Consider the following 19,395-nt stretch of genomic DNA (forward strand, 5'->3'; position numbering starts at 1 on the left):
ACGAACTACGATTGGCGCCGAATGTGAGTGGGTCGTCTGCCGAATGTCACCGTTTGTCGACGGCCGCCACCCCGGCACCACCGTGACACAACGATGACATGGCGCTGACAAGACGGGGACATCACCGGCCGACAGTGGACGGAGTTGACCGGCGAGCGAGATTACGGAGCGTGCTGTGGTACTCGGCGGCGTGTCGCGAGTGTTGTTGATCGAGGACGACCCGGCCGTGCGGGAGGGCCTTGAGCTGGCCCTGACCCGGCACGGGCATCGGGTGGGCGCCGTGGAGTCCGGCGAGGAGGGGCTGGAGCGGCTGCGCGCCGACCGTCCCGACGTCGTCGTGCTCGACCTGATGTTGCCCGGCATGAACGGGTTCGAGGTCTGCCGCCGCATCCGGGCCGTCGGCGAGGTGCCGATCATCATGCTGACCGCGCGCGGCGACGACATCGACGTGGTGGCGGGGCTGGAGGCGGGCGCCGACGACTACGTGGTCAAACCGGTGCAGCCCAGGGTGCTCGAAGCGCGTATTCGCGCCGTGCTCCGGCGGATCGGCCGCGACCAGGCGGAACTGGAGCGGCACGGCGAGCTGACCATCGATCGGGCCGGGCTGGTGGTCACCAAGCGCGGCGCCACGATCGGGCTCACCCCGGCCGAGCTGCGCCTGCTGCTGGAGCTCTCGGGCACGCCGGGCCGGGTGCACAGCCGCCAGCAGCTGCTGGACTCGGTGTGGGAGCACGGGTACTTCGGCGACTCGCGGCTGGTGGACGCGTGCGTGCAGCGGCTGCGCGCGAAGATCGAGGACGACTCGGCGTCCCCCGTCTACGTGCAGACGGTGCGGGGGTTCGGTTACCGGTTCGGGCCGGTGTGAACCGGCGGTGACGCCTGTGCCGAGCCCGGGGCTGCGTGCCCGGCTGTTGTTCGCCTTCGCGCTGCTGTGCGTGGTCACCACGGCGGCGGTGACCGGCGGGCTCTACGTGCAGGCCCGCACCGACATCCTGCAGCGGGCCCAGGACGCCGCGCTGCAGGCGACGAGAGCGCGCCTGGAGACGCTCTTCCCGCTGCGCACCCCGGCTCCGGACCGGACCGAGCTCGGCAGGATCGCCGCCACCATGGCCGAACGGGACAGCTACGCGCTGGCCGTCTACCGCGGGCTGTACGCGCAGGCCGGCCCGCCGTCCGACCGGGCGCCCGGCCTGCTGCGGAACCCGCCGCCGGGCAGCGGGGGGCACGACGAGAACGCGCCGGCCCTGGAGGCCGAGGACCTGAGGCCCCAGGCCCTCTCCGTGAGCCTGCGCAGGACAGTGGCCGACGGCGAGATGGCGTGGCAGCGGGTGGTGCGGGACGGCAGGCCCTTCCTGATCATCGGCGCGCCGTTGCTGATCTCCGAGGGGGACCGGTGGCGGGTGTCCGGCATCGAGGTCTACACCACGCGCAGTCTGCTTCCCGAGCAGCGCAGCATCGACTGGCTCGCCACCCGCGCCTGGCTCAGCGGCGGGGCGGCCATGGCGTTCGCGGTGGTCGTGGCGTTGCTGGCCACCCGCAGCGTGCTGCGCCCGGTGCGCGAGCTCGGCCGGGCGGCCCGCCTGCTGGGCGAGGGCGAGCTGCGGACCAGGGTCACGGTCCGCGGCTCCGACGAGCTGGCCGATGTGGCGCGTACCTTCAACGAGACCGCCGCCGAGCTGGAACGGCACGTCATGCAGCTGCGGGCGATGGAGGCCGACGCCCGCCGCTTCGTGGCCGACGTCTCGCACGAGCTGCGCACTCCCCTGGCCGCGCTCGCCGCCGTCGCCGAGGTCCTCGACGACGAGGCGGCCGAGCTGCCCGACGCCGCCGGCCGGGCGGCCAAGCTGGTCAGCCAGGAGACGCTCAACCTGACCGCGCTGGTGAACGACCTCATCGAGATCAGCAGGTTCGACTCCGGCGTCGCGGCCCTGTCGCTGAACGAGGTGGACGTGGCCGAGCTGGTGCCCGCGACCCTGCGCGTCCGGGGCTGGTCGGACGCGGTGCGCACCGAGCTTCCCGCCTCGGTGACGGCGAGGCTGGACCCGCGCCGCGTGGACGTCATCCTGGCCAACCTGGTCGGCAACGCCCTGCGGCACGGCGAGCCGCCGGTGTCGGTGCGGTTGTCGGCCGACCCGCAGTGGATCACTGTCGAGGTCCGCGACCACGGTCCGGGGCTGGACGAGGCGGTGCTGCCGCACGCGTTCGACCGGTTCTACAAGGCCAGCGCGGCGCGGGCCAGGTCCGAGGGCAGCGGCCTGGGCCTGGCCATCGCGCTGGAGAACGCGCGCCTGCACCGGGGCGACCTCACCGTCGCCAACGCCCCCGACGGCGGCGCCGTCTTCACGCTGCGCCTGCCACGCAGGGCCCCCGAGCAGGACGGAGCAGCCGAGTGAGGGCCGCACTCCCCCGCCGCGCGCTCGCCACAGGTCTGGCGGCGCTGGTCGCCGTGGCGGGCTGCGGCGTGCGTCCCAGTGACGTCATCGCCGTCGGCGAGCCGCCGAAGGGGCCGGTCGCGCTGACCACGACGATCATCCTCTACCTGGTGCAGGACGGGCGGCTCAGTGCCGTGACGCGGCCGAGCGCCCGCCCGCTGTTCCGGACCGAGAGGCTCGCGCTGCTGGCGGCCGGGCCCACCGAGGAGGAGCGGGCGCGCGGGCTCAGCACCGAGGTGCCGCCGGAGGCCGATCCCTTCCTGGTGACCGTCAAGGCGAGCGGCCGCATGGTGCTGACCGCGTCCGCTCCGGGCGGCGACCTGTCTCCGCTGGCCGTGCAGCAGATCGTGTGCACGGCCGCCGCGTTGCCGGGCAGCCCCGCCCGCATCTCCGTCGCGGGGGCGCGCACGAGCGTCGACCCCCGCGACTGCCCGGCCTGACCGCCGCCGTCCCGGACGGCCTGAGCAACCGGCAGGCGAACGGCGGCGGGACGTGACTGCGGTCAGCTCTTGGCGGGGATGCGCTTGCCGAGGTTGACGAAGAACAGGATCAGCCCGACCGTCAGCACGATGTGCCCCAGCCCCGCCATCCCGGTGATCGCCGGGCTGGTCTCGGCGCCCAGCACCGTCTGGGTGCCGTGCACCAGCATCATCGCCACGGTCAGCGCCAGGCCGCCGTTGTAGACCCAGAAGAACCAGGTGAACAGCTTGCCGCCGGCGCTCAGCGTGAACACCTTCTCCAGCACCAGCACGATCAGGAAGAACAGCATGCCGAGAGCGAGCAGGTGGGTGTGCACCACACCGAGCTGGGTGTCGCCGGTGAAGTCGTTGAGCTTGGTGATCTCGCGATAGTAGAGGCCGGTGATGACGCCGACGATCATATAGATGTGCGCCGCATGGTAGATCTTTCTCACGGTTGAGACCTTAGAGGGTCGTTTGCCACCATTCGTACCGGCACTCCCCCGACGTCCCGCCGCCGGACGGGCTCAGCCCTGCCAGGCCCGGCGGAAGCTCGCCCGGGCCCGGTGCAGCCGGGACTTGACCGTGCCCGACGGCACCCGCAACATCCGCGCCGCGACGTCCTCCGGCACCCCCTCCAGGTCGCGCAGCACCAGCACCGCCCGATGCTCCGGCGACAGGCGTTCCAGCACGTCCCGGACGTCCACGGCCCGCTCGACGTCGTGCGGCGAGGGCACGCCGGCCAGTTCCGCCGGGCTGGAACGCCCGTCGCGCCGGGCGATCCGGACGGCCTCGCGCACGGCTATCGCCCGCGCCCAGCCGAGCAGGGCCTCGGGTTCGCGCAGGTCACGCAGATGCCGGAAGATCGCGATCAGGGCCTCCTGCACGGCATCCGGCCCACTGTCCAACGCGATGGGCCCGCAGATCCGGCCCAGGTACGGCGTCAGCTCGGCGAGCAGGTCGTTCATGGCCATCGTGTCGCCCCGCTGGGCGGCCAGCACCCGGGCCGCGCACCCCGCCCGTCTGCGCGACCAGCGTCCCCTCCGGCACGGCGGTCGCGGCCAGGCCGACGAGCAGGAACCGGCTCTGCATCCAGCACCACCCCGGCCGCAGGTCGACGTCGAACCGGGCGCGCATGCCGTATCGGCTGCGGGCTCTGGCGACGAGACGGCCGTCGTCCGAGGCGGCGGACTCGACGGTGAGATGCCGCATGTCGGGTTCGAACGTGCCGAACTCCTTATGACGACGTAGCGGGGATCGACGTCGTCCGGCCACAGCGCAGCCACCTCCGGGTCGCCGCCCGCGATCGTGGCGTCGACCAGCTCCTTGAGCAAGGCCCGCTTGTTCGGCCGCTTGACATCGCCCATGGCTAGAGTCTATCTCTAGATTCAGTCACTAGAAGTCAACTCCAGAGAGAAGGTCCAGCCATGACGGTCATCAGCCTCACCCGCTTCCAGGCCGACCCCGCGGACGCCGAGGAGGTTCAGGCCCGGCACGCCGCCCTGGTCACCGCCATCAGAGCCACCGAGCCCGGCCTCACCGAGGCCCGCCTCGGCCGCCTGGACGACGACACGTGGGTCGGCGTCTGGCGCTGGAACTCGGCCGCCGCCCTGCAGGCGGCCCGTCAGGCCGCGCCCGGCACCCCCGCGGCCGTCGCGGCGTTCGAGGTGGTCCGCGACGTCACGGCGCAGGACATCGAGGTCCTGGCCGAGCTCTGACGACCCACCCCGGCCCCGAGGCCGCGGGCCGGGGACGGCGCCTGGGGCCCGCCGCCCGGGCCGGAGGGCCGGGCGGCGGGTGACCGGTCAGGGGCCGACCCGCCGGACGGTGATCTCGTACTGGTCCACGGCGCCCTCCCACCGGGCCACCAGCGCGCCGACCTCTTCCCTGGCCGTGCGCATGTCCTGACGGCACAGGGCCAGCTCGTCGGAGCCGGGGTCGCAGAACGCGCGCAGGTGCGCCCGGAGCCCGGCGTGCTGCACTGCCGCGACGGCCGCCGCCGTCTCCGGGTCGCCCCCTTCGTACGGCACCAGGCTGTCGAAGCCGTCGCCGATGCCGGTGGCGACCCGGAGGGCGTCGAGGAGCGTGCCGTCCGAGGCGATGGTGGCGCTCGTCACGGACCAGGCCCCGGCCGGCGGGCCGACCCCGTGGCGGGCCGTCAGGCGCACCAGCTCGGCGCCGCCGACCTGGGGCCAGCGGTCGGAACCGGCGAGCTTGACGGCCGCCAGCTCGTCCCCGAAGCCGGCCGGCAACCCCGCCGCGGCGTCGATCTCGAACACCGACCGGCTCGGGTCGAACCGCAGCTCGGGGTAGCCGACCTCGTCGAGCAGCAGCAGGTGCTCGCTGGAGATCGTCGCGCGGCCGGCGAGGGCGGCCGGCTCCAGCCACGCCGGATCCCTGTTGAACCCCGACTCGTCGAGCCAGTTGCCGCTGTAGCAGGCCGCGTACTCGGCCTCGGGGTCGAAGCCGGAGAGCGGATGGCCCAGCAGGACGCCGAAGGCCTGCCTCAGCGACGACTCCCAGTCGTCACCGATGGTGGGGGCGGACGTCACGTTCGCGCCTTTCGTCAGTGGGGGGATCGTGGCGCGCGGCGCGCCCGCCGTCTGGCGTCACTTCTCATGATCAATTATAGAGTGAGGCATTCGTCCCCCTCCCCTTTCGGGAAGCGTCCTGTGTTACGTCGTCACCGTTCGGCCGTGCCCGCCCTGCTTCTCACCGTTCTGTACGGTGCCGCGCTGACGGTCGCCGCCGTCGTCGCCCTGGTCTCCGGTGAGCTCGGCCCGTTGTGGGGGCTGACGCTGTTCTCGGCCCCGGCCGAAGGCGTCACGGCCACCGGGCCGAACCTGTTCCTCCTGGTCCTGGCCGGCCTGTCCTGGTCCTGGGGGATCTGGCAGATCCTGCGCGGGCCGCCCGCGGGGCCGCCGCCCCCGCAGAACCCCGACACCCTGCGGTTGCGCCTGGCGTTGTACGTCTCGGTGGCCACGGCGTTCCTGCTCCACCTCACCGCGTCGATGTGGGCCGACACGACGGTGGTCGACTCCGCGGTGACGTGCGTGCTCGTGGTGCTGTTCATGCGGGTACTGGGCCGCGCCCGGCCGTACATGCGGGGCGCCGGGCTGCTGGGGTACGGCGGGTTCACCGTCATCGGCGTGCTCGGCCTCCTCGGACAGCCCGTCCCGGAGGGGGTGGAGCTGGTCTGCGCCCTGGCCGGTCTGGTCTGGACGGCGCTGGTCCTGCGGGCCCAGGGCTCCGACGACCGCTGGGGGACGGCGACCGTCGCGTACGGCGTCGCCGGCCTGGTGACGCCGCTGGTCCTGCTGCTGGCGGCGTTGCCGTTCACCGGCGAGGAAGGCGCGGTCGAGGCGCTCGGCGTGGTGTCGAGCGTCCTGATGATGATCTGGCTGGCCCGCTCCGCCCACGACCTCGCCGCCCCGCCCCACCGACCGGCCCGACCGGCCCGACCGGCCCCCGAGGCCACGCCGGAGGCCTGAGCTCGGGGCGGGCCGGTGAAACGGGGCCTGTGAACCGGGGCTCAGCGTCTGCGCTGCCTGGTCCTCTCGGTCCTGTTGGCCGCGGGGGTCTCCCGCGGCAACGACGGCACAGCCAGGGGCGACAGCGCCGGACCCTGCCACTGCCGGGGCAGCGGCCGCGCCGCCCCCGACCCTGTTCCCTTGTCGTCGCCTGGATTCCCGCCGTCGATGGACAGGATGCGGCCCCGGAACTTGGGGTGCCTGGTCTCCCAGTACCGCCAGCCCTCCACCCTGGCCGGCACGCTGGCTATCCCCGAGCCGACCTCGAACTGCTTGCAGGTGCCGAGGACCGACCAAGCCGACCAGCCGATGCGGTAGCCGAAAACGCGGTACCACATATTGCCGTACATCCCTTTAGTGATAGTCCGGCTGTATTCATGGCCGCTGAAGACCATATGCCGCTCTTCGAGATGCGGCACGCCCATCTTGCGTAGATTGCGCACCAGATCTCCGGTCGTGATCGAGAACTGCTGCTCGTTCTCCGTCTCCCGGAACGCCCTCACCTCGTATTCCCGGGTCACCGTCACCGTGATGGTGCCGCCGGGGCCGTCAATGTAGCGGGTGCGGGGAATGAAGAAGTTTCTCGGCGAGAGCGAACGGATTTTGAGGAAGGTGTGCGGGTCGCACCGCCCGTCGCCGTCCGCGTGCGCGGCCGGGGCCACGGCGGGGATCATGGCCAGGACGAGGGCCGTCGAGAGCGAGCCGCGCACGGCCCCTCGTGTCATGGTCCGCCCAAGACGAGGCGCCGTCGGCCGGGTGGGGTTGCTGAGGGCATTTGCTCGTATTTTGGGTGAGAACATGTACCGTTCCTTTCGGAATGCAGCCCGTAGTCGCTATCCGAACCCATAGACCGGAATGCGGCCCTTCCGCACGCCGATCAGGGCATCTGGACCGGTACGATGTTTACACTTGCCACGAATCACTCATCGACGCCACACCGAAACCGCATTCCCGGTGACCGGCAAGATTCAGTTGTCGGAATGCCATGGCTCAGGAGCATCGCTCGGCGAAATCGTTCCCTCCGGACCCGGGACCCGCGACCGCGTGAAGTCCCGGATCCGTTCGGCGACGACCTCGGGGGCGTTCAGGTCGGGGGCGTTGTGGTCGAGCCCGGCGATGATCTCGTGCCGGGCGTCGGGCATGAGGCGGGCCAGGCGAGCCGGCACATCGGTGAGGTAACCGGGGGACCTGTCGCCGCCGAACAGCAACGCCGGGGAGCCGACACCGGCGTACCTGGCGCCGTCGGAGTCCAGGCGGACGATCTCGCCGATCTCGGCGGGGGTGGTCGCCATCATCGCCCGTGTGTCGCGCCCCTCCACGCCGCGCAGCATCAGGAACGCCAGCGCGCGGAACACCAGTGAGGGCGCGTCGCCGACCGGAACCAGGCGGGTGGCCTTGAGGAAGGCCGCCATCGCCGCGGCATGCCTGCCCTGCGCCAGCAGCCGCTCGAACGCCGGCAGCCACCGGGCGGGGAAGGAGCCGTCGATGCTCACGCCCGGCTCGTAGACCATGAGCGCGGCCACCCTGCGCCGCAACCCCAGGTGCAGGGCGACGAGACCGCCGTAGCTGTGCCCGAAGACCAGGCGCGCGCCCGTGCGGTCCATGACGGCCAGCGCGTCGTCGACCTCGGTGTCCACGCTGTACGCCGGGCCCTGCGGGCCGCTGCCGCCGCGTCCGCGCCGTTCGATCACGTGCACGCTGTGCGTGCCGGACAGTGCTCGCGCCAGCGCCCCGTAGTGGTGGGCGCGCCGGTTGTTCCCGGGGATCACCAGCAGCCCAGGCCCCCGCCCCGCGCTGAGCACGGCGATCGTCGTGCCGTCCTTCGAGGTCACGTCCGCGCTTCGCCACCGCGTCGACTTCTCGCCGCCCATCAAGCCCTGCCTTCACGTTGGTGGAGACAGCAGCCTGGCCGCCGGGGCTGTCACCCGGCTGGCGGAACGCTGGCACCGGCACCCGGCAGGAGAATGCTCAGTCCCAGTGGTCGCCGTCGGGCAGCCGCAGGTACGTGTTCGGTTCCGTGAGCGAGCGGGCGTCGGCTGGGCGCAGCCCCGCGCCGGCGAAGCAGTACGCCTCGGCGCACCCGTCGTACAGGTACTTGCGCAGGATCTCCTCCGGCGGGTCCTCCGGGGAGGCGTCGCCGCCGCCCGGATGGGTGTCCCATTCCTCGACCTCGCCGTCGCGGTAGACCGTGCCCTGGTTGCCGCTCTTGGGATTGGCGTACATGCCGTAGGCGACCGTGCCCGCCGACAGCGCCTTCATGACGCCGGGCGTGGCGGCCATGTACCCCCACTCCTGGAAGACGACGCAGCCGCCGGGCACGTCGGTGACGCCGACGAACCGCATGGCGTCGTCGTCGAACGGATCCTCCTCGACCTCTTCGAGCTCCTCCTCCGTGGCGGGTTCGGCGGCCAGCAGGCGCGCCGCCTCGGCCGCCCCGACACCGCGCACGCACGTCAGGCTGAAACCGTCGCCGTCGAGGCCCTCCAGGACGCCGACCAGGCGCGCGGCCTCCGCCACGGCCGCCGTCTCGGCCTCGGTGAGCCGGGCGTGGCCGGGCGGGAACGGGAAGAACAGGCCGGGCGTCGGACCGGCCAGGCTGAGCCGGCCGGGCGACCAGCCGCCCATCATCGGCCGCCACGGGTCGGCTCCGGCGGAGACCAGCGCACGGGCGTTGTCCGGCCGGTCGCGGAAGACCGCCTCCCAGAGCGCGGTGCGGCCCTCGCACTCGGCGTCGACGTCGGCGACCCGGCCGGCCAGCTCGGCGACCACCTCCGGCGAACCGCGCTCGGCCGCGACGTGCAGGGGACGCTCGTAGAAGCACGCGCCTTCGTCGGGGTCGGCGCCCGCGGCCAGCCTGGCGCGGGCCAGGGCGAGGTTCGTCCAGGAGTCCCACCCCAGATCGGACCAGCCGGGGGTTTCCTGTGCGGTCATGACAGCTCCTTCAAGATCCGTTATGCGGAGACGAGCGGGTGTCAGCATGGCGCAGGGCACGGACAATTTTCGAAGATCATCCAGACGGCCACACCTCCGGGACGCCCGCACAGGCAACCCCTTGTCCCCGGCGCCCCACCGAGGACAAGGGCGGGGCCGGATCAGGGCTGGGCGTCGAGCCATTCCTGGAAGGTCGGGCCGGCGAGCGTCGCGTGCGGGCCGGGCAGGAACGCGCCGGCGGCGGCCGGCCCGGCATCGGGCATGCCCGCGCCGTCGACGCCCACGACCTCGACACCCCGGCGGGCGCCCAGGAGCCGGGCCGCCTCCGCCAGCGTCTCCCTGCGCGGACCGGCGATCTCGGGGATCGGCGTGCCCGGCACGGTGGCGGCGACGGCCAGGTCGGCCAGCTCCTCGGCCACGACGCGGCAGGCCACGAGCTGGGTGGGCAGCTCCGGGACGTAAGCCACCTCACCGGGCTGCCAGTCCAGCAACTGCCCCACGAACTCGTGGAACTGCGCCGCCCGCAGCACGCGCACGGGAAGCGGCCCGGCCAGCAGCAGCTCCTCGTGCACCTTCTTGGCGGCCAGGAAGCCGGCGGTGGCCTTGTCGGCCCCGATGATGGAGGCCACGGCGATCCGCGCGACCCCGGCCGCGCGGCCGTACTCGTGCAGGTTGCGGGCCGAGGCACGGAAGAACTCCGTCGCCGCCTCCTGGTCGGAGGAGTGCCAGGAGGCGACGTCGATGACGACCTGCGCCCCGGTCAGCGCCTCGGCGAGCCCCTGACCGGTGACGACGTCCACACCGGTGGCGCGGGACATCGGCACGACCCGGTGCCCCCTCTCGGTCAGGACGTCGACGACGTGGCGGCCCAGCCGGCCGGTCGCCCCGGCCACCGCGAACGTGGTGATGCTCATGTCAGACGCCTTTCTCACTCGCTGTAGTTCTGACCGGGCGGCATGCCGGGGATCGGCTTGGCGATGAGGGCCGCCGGGGTGAAGAAGCCGATGTGGGCGATCGCCATGACCAGCGACCACATCGCCCTGTCGTCGTGCAGCGCCGACGCCCTGGCGTACAGCTCGTCACTGACGCGCTCCCCTGACGGGTTCGGCGTGAGGACCGCCTCCACCAGCTCCAGCGCGACGCGTTCCGCCTCGGTGAAACAGGTGGCGTCCCGCCAGGTGGCCACGGCGGTGATGCGCTCCTCCGGCTCCCCCAGCCCGCGCAGGACGGCGGTCTCCCTGACGGTGAAGTACGTGCTGCCGAGCAGCTGCCCGGCGCGCAGCTGCAGCAGGGCGATGGTCACCGGGGGGATCACCCCGTTCCGCAGGGCCTGGTGCAGCCCCTCGCCGACCACCGCCAGCTCGGGGAGGAAGGGGAGGGGGCTGGGCATACGCGACCGCCGGCCGGTCGTCGTGGACATGGACATGAGGAAGACTTCCCTTCGCACTCTCGACTCGTCGTCGCGCCGCGCGGATCGTCCGCGCGGCGTCCTGACGACCACGAGACGCCGCCGCCCCGGCCCCCGTAACACCGGCGCCCGTGTGACGTAGGCCACCGTCCGGACGTGTTACGCGGCGGCGCAAAGCGGCGTCATGTGCGTGTGGCAGAGCGCAGAACGGACAGGCAGGAGCGGGACATGACCGATCGGAACGAACACGCCGGGCCGCCCGACCCCGCCACCCAGGTGTTCGTCGCCCACCGCAACCTGCTGTTCACCGTCGCCTACGAGATGCTCGGCTCGGCCGCCGACGCCGAGGACGTCCTGCAGGAGACCTGGCTGCGATGGGCGGACGTCGACCTCGCCGCCGTCCGGGAGGAGCGCGCCTACCTGGTCCGGATCGTCACCCGGCAGGCGCTCGACCGGCTGCGCGCACTCGGCCGGCGCAAGGAGTCCTACGTCGGGCCGTGGCTGCCCGAGCCGCTGCTGACCGCCCCCGACGTGGCCGAGGACGTCGAGCTCGCCGAGAGCGTCTCCATGGCGATGCTGCTGGTGCTGGAGACGCTCCAGCCGACCGAACGGGCGGTGTTCGTGCTGCGCGAGGTGTTCCGGCTGGACTACGACGAGATCGCCGAAGCCGTCGGCAGGAGCCCGTCGGCGGTCCGCCAGATCGCCTACCGGGCGCGGGCGCACGTCGCCGCCCGCCGGCCGCGCGGCAACACCTCACCGGCCGAGACGCGGGCCGCGCTCCAGGCCTTCCAGCGGGCGGTCGAGACCGGCGAGCTGCAGAGCCTGCTCGACGTCCTCGCGCCGGACGTCGTCGCCCTGAGCGACGGCGGCGGCCTCCGGCACGCCCTGCCGCGGCCCGTCGTGGGCATCGACAACGTGGCCCGCCTGCTGGCCGCCGGCTGGTGGAAGCATGACGCGGACAGATCGGTCGAGCTGGTGCAGATCAACGGCGGGCCCGGGCTGCTCGTGCGGATCGACGGCGAGATCGACGGAGTCGTGGCGGTACGCGTGGAGAACGGCTACGTCACCGGCGCCTACCACGTGCGCAACCCCGACAAGCTAGCGCGGATGGGACGGCAGACCACCGTGACCCGCTGAGCGCCTCCCGGGTCAGCGCGGGGCGCCCAGGACGCAGAACTCGTTGCCCTCCGGATCGGCCATCACGACCCACGGCACGTCGCCCTGCCCCACGTCGGCGAACGTCGCGCCGAGCCCCTCCAGCCGCGCCACCTCCACCGCCTGATCGGCGCCGCGGTGCGGCAACAGGTCGATGTGCACCCGGTTCCACACGGTCTTCGGGCCGGGCGTCGCGCGAAGGAACTCCAGATAGGGCCCGGCACCCTCGGGCGCACGCAGCCGCGCGTGATCGTCGCTCGCCTCGTGCACGGTCCAGCCCGCCGCCTCGCCCCAGAACCGGGCCATCGCCCGCGGGTCGCAACAGTCGACCACCACCGCGGCGATCGGCCCGGTGTCCCGATAGACCTCCCGGGGCTCCAGCACGCAGAACACGTTGCCCTCCGGATCGGCCATCACGACCCACGGCACGTCACCCTGCCCCACGTCGGCGGGCTTCGCGCCGAGCCCCTCCAGCCGGGCGACCAGCTCCGCCTGATGGGCCTCCGACGTGGTGGCCAGATCGAGGTGCACCCGGTACCTCACCGTCTCGGGGTCGGGGACGGTGACCACGTCGACGCAGACCGCGCTGGGATCGGGCCAGGCGAAACCCACGGGCTCGACATTGGTCACGCCGGGGCCCTCGCTGGAGACGTCCCAGCCCAGCGCGTCCGCCCAGAACCGGCCGAGCGCCGCGTCGTCCGAAGCCTTGAAGTTCACCTGAACCAGCCGCAATGCCATGCCGAGCACCCTATGCCGCTGCACGCCCTTCAATCGGCGAGCAGCACGTCCAGAAGCCGTTCCGGCGCGCGCAACGGCAGGTAGTGGTCGGCCCCGGCGATGATCTCCAGACGCGCGCCGGGAATGCCCGCGGCGAGCCGGCGGGCGATCACGCCGATCTCCGGGTGGTCGTGGTCGCCGGCCACCACGGTCGTGGGCACCGCGACCCGGCCGAGGAGCTCGACGGCGCCCACCTCCGCGAACAGGGCATGGCCCTTCTCCGCGGCCACCCGCAGCCCGGCGTTCTCGGTCACCATGTCGCGGATCGCCGCGTATCCCGGTGCCCGGTCGCCCAGCGAGGCCCAGAGCGTGAGCTCCATCTCGGCCAGGCGGCCGGGGTCGTCCCCTCGGTCGGCCGCCGCATAGGCGTCCAGCTCGGGAGAGCGCGGCCAGTCGTGGCCACCGGCCGACGCCGCGACCAAGGTCAAGGAGCGCACCCGTTCCGGGTGCTCCAAGGTGAAGTCGAGCGCGACCTCGCCGCCCATGCTCAGTCCCATCAGCGCGGCACGCTCCACGCCGAAGTGGTCGAGGACCGCGAGCAGGTCGTCCTCGTAACGGAACGGCGCGGTCGGCGGCGTCGAACGGCCCAGGCCCCGCGCGTCGTACCGGATCACGGTGCGGTGGCGGGCGAGTTCGGGGAAGACGCCGTCCCAGAGGCGGCTGTCGTGCACGGAGCCGTGCAGCAGGACCATGGGAGGTCCGTCGCCGGCTCGCTCGGCCCACAGGCGGCCGTCACCGGAGACGGGGACGCACTCGATCGTCATGGGAACGATTCGACCACACTCCCCCCACGGGGAAGACCGCTTCCTGTCGCCCGAACAGCATCCACGCCAAGCCCCCTACTGGCTGCTGTACGTCTCGTAGACCAGGTGCCGGCGGGCGGAGTCCTGCCGGACGAGAGCCTGGAACAGGCCGTCCTGCGGGAGGTCGCGGAGGAGACCGGCCTGACCGACGTCACCGTCGTCGGGCCCATCGCGGTCGACCACAAACCTCGCGAGGACAACGGCCAGCCCCGGCACACGACGTTCTTCCACCTCACCGCCGCCCCCGACAGCGCCGACGCCTGGAACCACCGGGTCCATGGCGACGGCACGGACGCCGGCATGGAGTTCGCGTGCCGCTTCGTCCCGTTACCGCTGGCAGAAAAGCTGGCCGACACCCAGGACGCCTGGCTGGATCGCATCGAGGCATGAGGATGGACACCGGCCAGGGCATCTGACACGATCGCCGTCCGTCTCCCACCCCGCGGTGAGCGGAACCCGTGCTCCGACCCGTCGCCATCGTGACGGCGCACGCGCTCGGCCTGTCCAGCGCCGCCGCCGCGTTCCTCTCCGGAGCCACCGGGTCAGGCTGACCACCGCACTCAGGAGGACCGGGGCGCGACGGGCGTACGGCGGCGCGCGGTCGCCAGGTGGTGGAGCAGCGCCACTGTCGTGACGCCCGCGGCCGGCAGCCCCAACGCGGCGGGCGGGACGGCGAACCACTCCTGGGCCAGCCCGCCCAGACCGCCGCCGAGAGCCATCCCGAGGTAGATGGCCGAGGAGTTGAGGCCGAGCAGGACCGGCGCCGCGGCCGGCCCGAGCGCGATGAGCCGATGCTGCTGGGGCACGACGACGACGCCCAGGGCCACACCCCAGACCGCGGCCCATGCCGAGGTCGACACGAACGTGCCGGTCGCCACCGGCGTGAGGGCCAGCGCGACGACGGCGACGGCGAGGGGCCCGGTCAGCACGTGCGCGGGGTCGTACCGGTCGACCAGCCGTCCGGCGACGAGGTTCCCGGCCAGGACCCCGACACCCCAGGCCAGCAGGACGGCGGCGAACAGCGGTTCGGAGCCGCCCGTCGCCTCCCGCAGGACCGGCCCGATGTAGGTGTAGAGGGTATAGGCGCCGAGGAAGACCAGCGTGGTGACGACCAGCAACGCCACGACCCGGCCCTCCTTCAGCGGACGCAGCCGCTCACCCAGCGAGGCGGCGGGCAACCGCACCTCGGGCAGCCCGGCGGCGATCCCGACGGCCGCGACCAGGCCGACCCCGGCGACCGCCCACAGGGTGACGCGCCAGTCGGCCCGGCCGATCAGCGTGCCGAGCGGAAGACCCAACGCCGTCGCCGCCGTCAGCCCGCCCAGCACGAAAGCCAGAGCCCTGCCCCGACGTTCCGCAGGCGCGATGGCCCCCGCGGTGCTGGACGCAGCGGAGTTGATCATCCCCGCGCCCACCGCGGTGACGACGCGGGCGATCATCACCACCTCGTAACCGGCGCCCAGGGCGGTGACGGCGTTGCCGGCCACGAAGACGCCCAAGGCGATCAGCAGCGCGGTCCGCCTGTCCAGCCCGCCGGTGAGCGCGCCCATGATCGGCGCCGACAGGGCCATCACCAGGGCGAACACCGTCACCAACTGCCCGGCGGCGGGAGTGGAGACCCGCAGGTCGGCGGCGATGGCCGGGAGCAGGCCCGCGATCACGTAGCTGTCGGTGCCCACGGCGAAGGTCGCCAGGGCCAGAGGGAGAAGCCGTCGCAACACCGGACGGTGCCACCTTTCCATAGGGACCTCGGACGTATCGAGGGGAACCCTAGGGAATACATTGACGCTTGTCCATATATCCATCAATTGGTAGCGTGACAGCCGTACGGAACACAGGGGGCGACCATGCGTGAGGTGTCACAACCGGCCACCGAGGCCATCCGGCTGGTGGAGGTGCTACGCGCCCTGGCCGACCCCGTGCGCCTCGACCTCGTCCAGCGGCTCGACCGGATGGGCGAGGACTACTGCAACGCCATCGGCGCCGACATCGACGTGCACCAGACCACGCTGTCGCACCACTACCGGGTGCTGCGCGAGGCCGGCGTGACATGGACGAAGGTGCAGGGCCGCTCCCGGCTGGTCCGGCTGCGCCGGGAGGACCTCGACACCCTCTTCCCCGGCCTGCTCGACTCCGTGCTCGCCGCACAACGCCGCACCCCCGAGCCCTAAGGGCACAACGCAGAGGTCAACAGGGTCATGGCCGCCTGATGAGGGTCGCCGGAGAACGGGGTGATCGACAACGTGACCTGCCGCGAACCGTCCGCCGAGCTGAACGCCACCGTCAGGTAGCCCGGCGCACCGCCGCCGTGGCCGAACGCCGTGCCACAGGGAAGAGGCGCCAGCTCCAGCCCCAGCCCATACCCCCCGGTCGTACCGGGATCCTTCATCTCCTTCAGCAGATCAGGGCGGAGCAGCTTCCCCTGGAACAGGGCGCGGTAGAACCGGTTGATGTCCCCAGTGGTGGAGATGATCTCCCCCGCCGCACCGGCCATCGTGGGATTGAACCGTGTGACGTCGACAGGGACGACCTGGCCACCCCTGGTGACCGGCACATATGCGTGGGCGTGCGGGCCGCGCACCTCCGGCGAGGCTCCCGGCAGGCTGGTGTGCCGCAGCCCGAGCGGCCGCAGGATCCGCTCCCTGATCTCCGTCGCGTACGGCCTGCCGGTGACCCTCTCGATCAGCAGGCCGAGCACGACGTAGTTGGTGTTGGAGTACCCGTACGCGGACCCGGGCGGGAAGGCGCGCGGGAGCCGCTCCGCCCTTTCCACCAGTTCGCGCGCCGACCAGGTGCGGAAGCGCTCCTTGGGGATGCCCGCCTCGTCCAACATGCCCGTCGAGTACTCGGCAAGGCCGCTGGTGTGCTGGAGAAGATGCCTGATCGTGATGTCGGCGCCCCCGTCCACGAGCTCTGGCAGCCACTGCTCCACACTGTCGGACAGGTGCAGCCGTCCCTCCCCCACCAGTTGAAGCACCACACTCGCCGTGAACGACTTGGTCACGCTCCCGGCCCGGAATCGCCCGTCCACCGGCGCCGGCCGGGCACTGTTCATCGTCGCCTTGCCGCCGGCGGCCCGCCAGGTCCTGTCCCCGTCGCGAACCTCGGCGATCGCGGCCACCGCGCCGCCCGCGACGACCTTGTCCAGCATCGCCGGCAAACCCGGGCTCGCGCCCGTCGCCGCGGTGGCGGTCACGGCCGGCGTCGCCGCCAACGACACGGTCAAGCACGCCACGACGGCCGCGCTGATGCGTCTTCCCCTCACGTTGCTCCTCCGATACGGCGGAGTCCGGCCCTCGGCCTCCGCCGTACCAAGATCCGGCATTAGAGGGCGGTACGGCGTCGGAGTAATCCCCTACGGAAACCCTGATTCCCCACCGACGATCTCCGCCCCGGGAAGGACGCCTGGTTGGCCTTCTGGCCAGCCAGCAGAGCTACGACCCGAGCAGCAACCCCAGATACCAGGACACCTCGGCCTGCTCCTCGACCAACGCGACGGCCACCCCAGTGACGACACCGACGATGAACGGCCCCCGGCGGGCCTTCTCGTGAACCGGGTCAGCCGCGCGCCATAGCGGCTCAGCCTCTCCGGTCCCACCAGATCGACGACGACCGCCGCGCCGGACACGAACGAGAGGATCTTGCCGAAGCGGCCCCACCAGATCATCGGCAGGCCGAGCAGATCGTTGCCGCGCGTGGACCTGCCGTGCAGCCACAACCCCCACGCGCCGAGGTAGCTGATGTCCGTCACGAACGGAGCATGGAAGCGGGCTCCGGCGCCGCTCAGGCTTGTCGTTGCCTGGATTTTGCTTGACGGATTCGTGTGAGCGAATCCGGGCGACCGCCTTTACGTTGTAGATTCGGTAAGAGTGCCGGCGCTGAGCCGGACGCACAGGTCCCACACCGCGTTCTGGTTGCGTTCGTCGAGGGCGCCGGCCGGCAGCGGCTTGCGGCGGCACCGGTGGTCGAAGTAGGCGCCGGTCAGGCCCTCCACCTCCGCGCTCGCGGCCACATGGATGCTGGAGCGGGCCGATCGGGTCAGGTCCGACAGGAAGAGCGGCGCGACCACCTTCAGCACCAGGGGCGCGATCGGCCGGTAGAGCCTCGGGCACGCGCCGATCGGGGTCGCCCTGTTCATCGGCGTGTAGCCGTGCCCGGGACAGACCACGTTGGCCGTCACCCCCGTGCCGCGTAGTTCCCGGGCGAGCCGGGCGGTGAGCGCCATCGTCATGGTCTTGGTGTGGTTGTAGTGGCTGAACGTCCACCCGATGAAGCGCCGCTCCCCCAGCAGGTTGTCATGGTCGATGGGGACGCCGGTGTCAGCGCGAGATCAGTTCTTGTGTGAGCTCATGGAGGCGCAGGGCGTCGTCCCGGTCGAAGGCGCGCCCGTCCAGCGGCAGCCGGCGCCTGCCCCAGTAGGCGGTGAAGGGCTCGGCCGGCGGGTCGTCCAGGAGCGCGGTCATGGGCTCGGTCGCCTTCGGCACCGACGTGGCGAACACGGCGAGGAACGCCCGTGTCGCCGCACGTAGCGGCTGCGGCAGGCTCGCGGGCATGCCGGTGGAGACCACGCCGGGGTTGTAGCCGACATAGGAGACGCCGCTGCCGGCGTGCAGGACGCCGAAGGCGACGCCGAGCAGGTCGTTGGCCCGGAAGGACTGCAGGGTGGCCTTGGTTCCGCTGTAGGCCCGGGTCAGCTGCAGGTCGTCCCAGTGGATGCGGCCCAGCGGCACGCCGGGCGTGCCCACGTTCATGACGACCGGGCGCCGCGCGGCCCGCAGCACGTCGTGCAGGCCGTGGCTCAGCACGAAACGGCTGAGGTAGGCCAGCGCGAAGCTGTGCTCGAAGCCTTCGCCGGTGGTCGCGCGGCCGCCGAGCAGCCGGTAGCGCTGGGCGCAGAGGATCAGCCTGTCCACGACCGGATGGTCGGCGGCGAGGCGTTCGACGACGCCCCGGCAGACGGCCGGGGAGGTGAGGTCGGCGCGTACGAACGTGGCCCGCCCCGCCAGCGCCTCGGCCTCCGCGAGCAGAGCCTCTCCCTTTCCTGCGGTGCTGCCGATGGCCACCACGTGAGCGCCCTGCCGGAGGTGGTGCAGGGCCAGCCCCTTGCCGAGCCCGTCGGTGCCGCCAGTGATGATCACGGTCTGCATGGTCACCCGCTCTCGTCGGCACATCCACCGAAGTGGATATGACATATCCGCTTACGTCGTGGAGCCTAACACGAAGCGGATATGATGTATCCAGTTAGCCGATGGACGGGATGCCATGAGCGAAGAGACACCGGCGCTGCGCCGCGACGCCGAGCACAACCGGCAGCGCACCCTCGCGGCGGCGCGGGAGGTGTTCGCCGCGCGCGGGCTGCAGGCCACGCTCAACGACGTCGCCCACCACGCGGGGCTCGGCGTCGGCACCGTCTACCGGCGGTTCCCCAACAAGGAGGCCCTGGCCGAGGCCGTCTACGCCGGCAAGCTCGACGACATCCGCGCCGCCGCACAGGCCGCGCAGACGGCACAGGACGCCTACCAGGCCCTCAGTGCCTTCATCGAACACGCCCTGGAACAGGCCGCGACCGACCGCGGGCTGCGCGAGCTGATGCGGCGGGGCGCGGGCGAGAGCGAGCTGATCGAGCGCGCCAGGGAAGGCATCGCCGAGTCCTGCGGCCGCCTCATCGACCGCGCCAAGCAACAGGGCACGCTGCGCGCCGACATCACGGTGGGCGACATCGCGCCCATCGTCTCGATGATCGACTCGGTGATGGACCTGCCGTCCTCCGGCGCCGCGCAACCGTGGCGCCGCTACCTCGCGCTCATCCTCGACGGCCTGAAGGCCGGGCTAAGGAAGCCGCCACAACCTTAAGGACGTCCCACAAGTGTTTCCCAAGTCTCCTGGCACATCGTGACGGCA

At 72.1% G+C, this 19,395-nt stretch carries 23 protein-coding genes; 9 read left to right on the forward strand and 14 right to left on the reverse strand.

Going from position 1 to position 19,395, the window contains the following annotated elements; genetic code table 11:
• The first annotated feature begins 190 nt into the window (after nt 1-190).
• The 3 genes from ABT158_RS44120 to ABT158_RS44130 are packed head-to-tail and all read left to right on the forward strand — an operon-like array spanning nt 191 to nt 2,872.
• Nucleotides 191-865: a response regulator gene (locus tag ABT158_RS44120; protein WP_352364221.1), complete on the forward strand. Its 675-nt coding sequence runs from the start codon at nt 191-193 to the stop codon at nt 863-865.
• A gap of 7 nt (nt 866-872) precedes the next feature.
• Nucleotides 873-2,393: an ATP-binding protein gene (locus ABT158_RS44125; RefSeq protein WP_352364223.1), complete on the forward strand. Its 1,521-nt coding sequence runs from the start codon at nt 873-875 to the stop codon at nt 2,391-2,393.
• Nucleotides 2,390-2,872, forward strand: a complete 483-nt coding sequence (locus ABT158_RS44130) for a GerMN domain-containing protein (RefSeq protein WP_352364225.1) — start codon at nt 2,390-2,392, stop codon at nt 2,870-2,872. The genes ABT158_RS44125 and ABT158_RS44130 overlap by 4 nt, the downstream gene beginning before the upstream one ends.
• Before the next feature lie 62 nt (nt 2,873-2,934).
• Here the strand turns inward: ABT158_RS44130 and ABT158_RS44135 are convergent, their stop codons facing one another.
• Nucleotides 2,935-3,345: a DUF2871 domain-containing protein gene (locus ABT158_RS44135; protein ID WP_352364227.1), complete on the reverse strand. Its 411-nt coding sequence runs from the start codon at nt 3,343-3,345 to the stop codon at nt 2,935-2,937.
• 72 nt (nt 3,346-3,417) lie between these two features.
• On the reverse strand, nt 3,418-3,891 hold the full coding sequence (locus ABT158_RS44140) for an RNA polymerase sigma factor (protein WP_352364229.1): 474 nt from the start codon (nt 3,889-3,891) through the stop codon (nt 3,418-3,420).
• Nucleotides 3,892-4,317: 426 nt separating this feature from the next.
• Between ABT158_RS44140 and ABT158_RS44145 the strand changes: the two genes are divergently transcribed.
• The gene (locus ABT158_RS44145; RefSeq protein WP_352364231.1) at nt 4,318-4,608 is read left to right on the forward strand and encodes an antibiotic biosynthesis monooxygenase; all 291 of its coding nucleotides are present in this window, start codon (nt 4,318-4,320) and stop codon (nt 4,606-4,608) included.
• An 87-nt stretch (nt 4,609-4,695) separates the two neighbouring features.
• Here ABT158_RS44145 and ABT158_RS44150 read toward each other — a convergent pair whose 3' ends face one another.
• Nucleotides 4,696-5,442 carry a hypothetical protein gene (locus ABT158_RS44150; protein WP_352364233.1) on the reverse strand — a complete coding sequence of 249 codons (747 nt, stop codon included), beginning with the start codon at nt 5,440-5,442 and terminating at the stop codon, nt 4,696-4,698.
• Between the two features lie 144 nt (nt 5,443-5,586).
• Here ABT158_RS44150 and ABT158_RS44155 point away from each other — a divergent pair, with 144 nt between their 5' ends.
• The gene (locus ABT158_RS44155) at nt 5,587-6,381 is read left to right on the forward strand and encodes a hypothetical protein (RefSeq protein WP_352364235.1); all 795 of its coding nucleotides are present in this window, start codon (nt 5,587-5,589) and stop codon (nt 6,379-6,381) included.
• 41 nt (nt 6,382-6,422) lie between these two features.
• Here the strand turns inward: ABT158_RS44155 and ABT158_RS44160 are convergent, their stop codons facing one another.
• The 5 genes from ABT158_RS44160 to ABT158_RS44180 all read right to left on the reverse strand — a co-directional run bounded on the left by ABT158_RS44160 (nt 6,423) and on the right by ABT158_RS44180 (nt 10,771).
• Nucleotides 6,423-7,130, reverse strand: coding sequence for a hypothetical protein (locus tag ABT158_RS44160; protein WP_352364237.1), 708 nt, complete (start codon nt 7,128-7,130; stop codon nt 6,423-6,425).
• 258 nt (nt 7,131-7,388) lie between these two features.
• Nucleotides 7,389-8,252 carry an alpha/beta fold hydrolase gene (locus ABT158_RS44165; protein WP_352364239.1) on the reverse strand — a complete coding sequence of 288 codons (864 nt, stop codon included), beginning with the start codon at nt 8,250-8,252 and terminating at the stop codon, nt 7,389-7,391.
• A 136-nt stretch (nt 8,253-8,388) separates the two neighbouring features.
• Nucleotides 8,389-9,351 carry an ankyrin repeat domain-containing protein gene (locus ABT158_RS44170; protein WP_352364241.1) on the reverse strand — a complete coding sequence of 321 codons (963 nt, stop codon included), beginning with the start codon at nt 9,349-9,351 and terminating at the stop codon, nt 8,389-8,391.
• Nucleotides 9,352-9,512: 161 nt separating this feature from the next.
• On the reverse strand, nt 9,513-10,265 hold the full coding sequence (locus ABT158_RS44175; protein ID WP_352364243.1) for an SDR family oxidoreductase: 753 nt from the start codon (nt 10,263-10,265) through the stop codon (nt 9,513-9,515).
• Nucleotides 10,266-10,279: 14 nt separating this feature from the next.
• Nucleotides 10,280-10,771, reverse strand: a complete 492-nt coding sequence (locus tag ABT158_RS44180) for a carboxymuconolactone decarboxylase family protein (protein WP_352364245.1) — start codon at nt 10,769-10,771, stop codon at nt 10,280-10,282.
• 216 nt (nt 10,772-10,987) lie between these two features.
• Here ABT158_RS44180 and ABT158_RS44185 point away from each other — a divergent pair, with 216 nt between their 5' ends.
• Nucleotides 10,988-11,896, forward strand: coding sequence for an RNA polymerase sigma-70 factor (locus tag ABT158_RS44185; protein WP_352364247.1), 909 nt, complete (start codon nt 10,988-10,990; stop codon nt 11,894-11,896).
• A 12-nt stretch (nt 11,897-11,908) separates the two neighbouring features.
• Here the strand turns inward: ABT158_RS44185 and ABT158_RS44190 are convergent, their stop codons facing one another.
• Entirely contained in the window at nt 11,909-12,652 is a 744-nt protein-coding gene (locus ABT158_RS44190) for a VOC family protein (protein WP_352364249.1), read from the reverse strand.
• A gap of 29 nt (nt 12,653-12,681) precedes the next feature.
• On the reverse strand, nt 12,682-13,455 hold the full coding sequence (locus ABT158_RS44195; protein ID WP_352364251.1) for an alpha/beta fold hydrolase: 774 nt from the start codon (nt 13,453-13,455) through the stop codon (nt 12,682-12,684).
• 105 nt (nt 13,456-13,560) lie between these two features.
• On the opposite strand from ABT158_RS44195, the gene ABT158_RS44200 reads away from it, so the two are divergent.
• Entirely contained in the window at nt 13,561-13,884 is a 324-nt protein-coding gene (locus ABT158_RS44200; RefSeq protein ID WP_352364253.1) for an NUDIX domain-containing protein, read from the forward strand.
• Nucleotides 13,885-14,054: 170 nt separating this feature from the next.
• On the opposite strand, the gene ABT158_RS44205 is transcribed toward ABT158_RS44200, so the two are convergent.
• Entirely contained in the window at nt 14,055-15,212 is a 1,158-nt protein-coding gene (locus tag ABT158_RS44205) for an MFS transporter (protein WP_352364255.1), read from the reverse strand.
• A gap of 129 nt (nt 15,213-15,341) precedes the next feature.
• Between ABT158_RS44205 and ABT158_RS44210 the strand changes: the two genes are divergently transcribed.
• The gene (locus ABT158_RS44210) at nt 15,342-15,665 is read left to right on the forward strand and encodes an ArsR/SmtB family transcription factor (protein ID WP_352364257.1); all 324 of its coding nucleotides are present in this window, start codon (nt 15,342-15,344) and stop codon (nt 15,663-15,665) included.
• On the opposite strand, the gene ABT158_RS44215 is transcribed toward ABT158_RS44210, so the two are convergent.
• The 3 genes from ABT158_RS44215 to ABT158_RS44225 all read right to left on the reverse strand — a co-directional run bounded on the left by ABT158_RS44215 (nt 15,662) and on the right by ABT158_RS44225 (nt 18,641).
• Entirely contained in the window at nt 15,662-16,759 is a 1,098-nt protein-coding gene (locus tag ABT158_RS44215) for a serine hydrolase domain-containing protein (protein ID WP_352364259.1), read from the reverse strand. The genes ABT158_RS44210 and ABT158_RS44215 overlap by 4 nt on opposite strands.
• A gap of 582 nt (nt 16,760-17,341) precedes the next feature.
• On the reverse strand, nt 17,342-17,725 hold the full coding sequence (locus ABT158_RS44220) for a Rossmann-fold NAD(P)-binding domain-containing protein (protein ID WP_352364261.1): 384 nt from the start codon (nt 17,723-17,725) through the stop codon (nt 17,342-17,344).
• Between the two features lie 88 nt (nt 17,726-17,813).
• Nucleotides 17,814-18,641, reverse strand: coding sequence for an SDR family NAD(P)-dependent oxidoreductase (locus tag ABT158_RS44225; RefSeq protein WP_502911620.1), 828 nt, complete (start codon nt 18,639-18,641; stop codon nt 17,814-17,816).
• 115 nt (nt 18,642-18,756) lie between these two features.
• On the opposite strand from ABT158_RS44225, the gene ABT158_RS44230 reads away from it, so the two are divergent.
• Entirely contained in the window at nt 18,757-19,347 is a 591-nt protein-coding gene (locus ABT158_RS44230; RefSeq protein ID WP_352364265.1) for a TetR/AcrR family transcriptional regulator, read from the forward strand.
• Nucleotides 19,348-19,395 lie beyond the last annotated feature (48 nt).

The sequence above is a fragment of the Nonomuraea sp. NPDC001636 genome, from assembly GCF_040298265.1.
Lineage (GTDB): Bacteria > Actinomycetota > Actinomycetes > Streptosporangiales > Streptosporangiaceae > Nonomuraea.

What these genes read in the sequence shown, in the direction of transcription:
- ABT158_RS44220 (WP_352364261.1), bottom strand. Translation starts at nt 17,725, where the DNA reads ATGACGATGGCGCTCACCGCCCGGCTCGCCCGGGAACTACGCGGCACG.
- ABT158_RS44195 (WP_352364251.1), bottom strand. Translation starts at nt 13,455, where the DNA reads ATGACGATCGAGTGCGTCCCCGTCTCCGGTGACGGCCGCCTGTGGGCC.
- ABT158_RS44230 (WP_352364265.1), top strand. Translation starts at nt 18,757, where the DNA reads ATGAGCGAAGAGACACCGGCGCTGCGCCGCGACGCCGAGCACAACCGG.
- ABT158_RS44170 (WP_352364241.1), bottom strand. Translation starts at nt 9,351, where the DNA reads ATGACCGCACAGGAAACCCCCGGCTGGTCCGATCTGGGGTGGGACTCC.
- ABT158_RS44175 (WP_352364243.1), bottom strand. Translation starts at nt 10,265, where the DNA reads ATGAGCATCACCACGTTCGCGGTGGCCGGGGCGACCGGCCGGCTGGGC.
- ABT158_RS44190 (WP_352364249.1), bottom strand. Translation starts at nt 12,652, where the DNA reads ATGGCATTGCGGCTGGTTCAGGTGAACTTCAAGGCTTCGGACGACGCG.
- ABT158_RS44210 (WP_352364257.1), top strand. Translation starts at nt 15,342, where the DNA reads ATGCGTGAGGTGTCACAACCGGCCACCGAGGCCATCCGGCTGGTGGAG.
- ABT158_RS44225 (WP_502911620.1), bottom strand. Translation starts at nt 18,641, where the DNA reads ATGCAGACCGTGATCATCACTGGCGGCACCGACGGGCTCGGCAAGGGG.
- ABT158_RS44180 (WP_352364245.1), bottom strand. Translation starts at nt 10,771, where the DNA reads ATGTCCACGACGACCGGCCGGCGGTCGCGTATGCCCAGCCCCCTCCCC.
- ABT158_RS44145 (WP_352364231.1), top strand. Translation starts at nt 4,318, where the DNA reads ATGACGGTCATCAGCCTCACCCGCTTCCAGGCCGACCCCGCGGACGCC.
- ABT158_RS44185 (WP_352364247.1), top strand. Translation starts at nt 10,988, where the DNA reads ATGACCGATCGGAACGAACACGCCGGGCCGCCCGACCCCGCCACCCAG.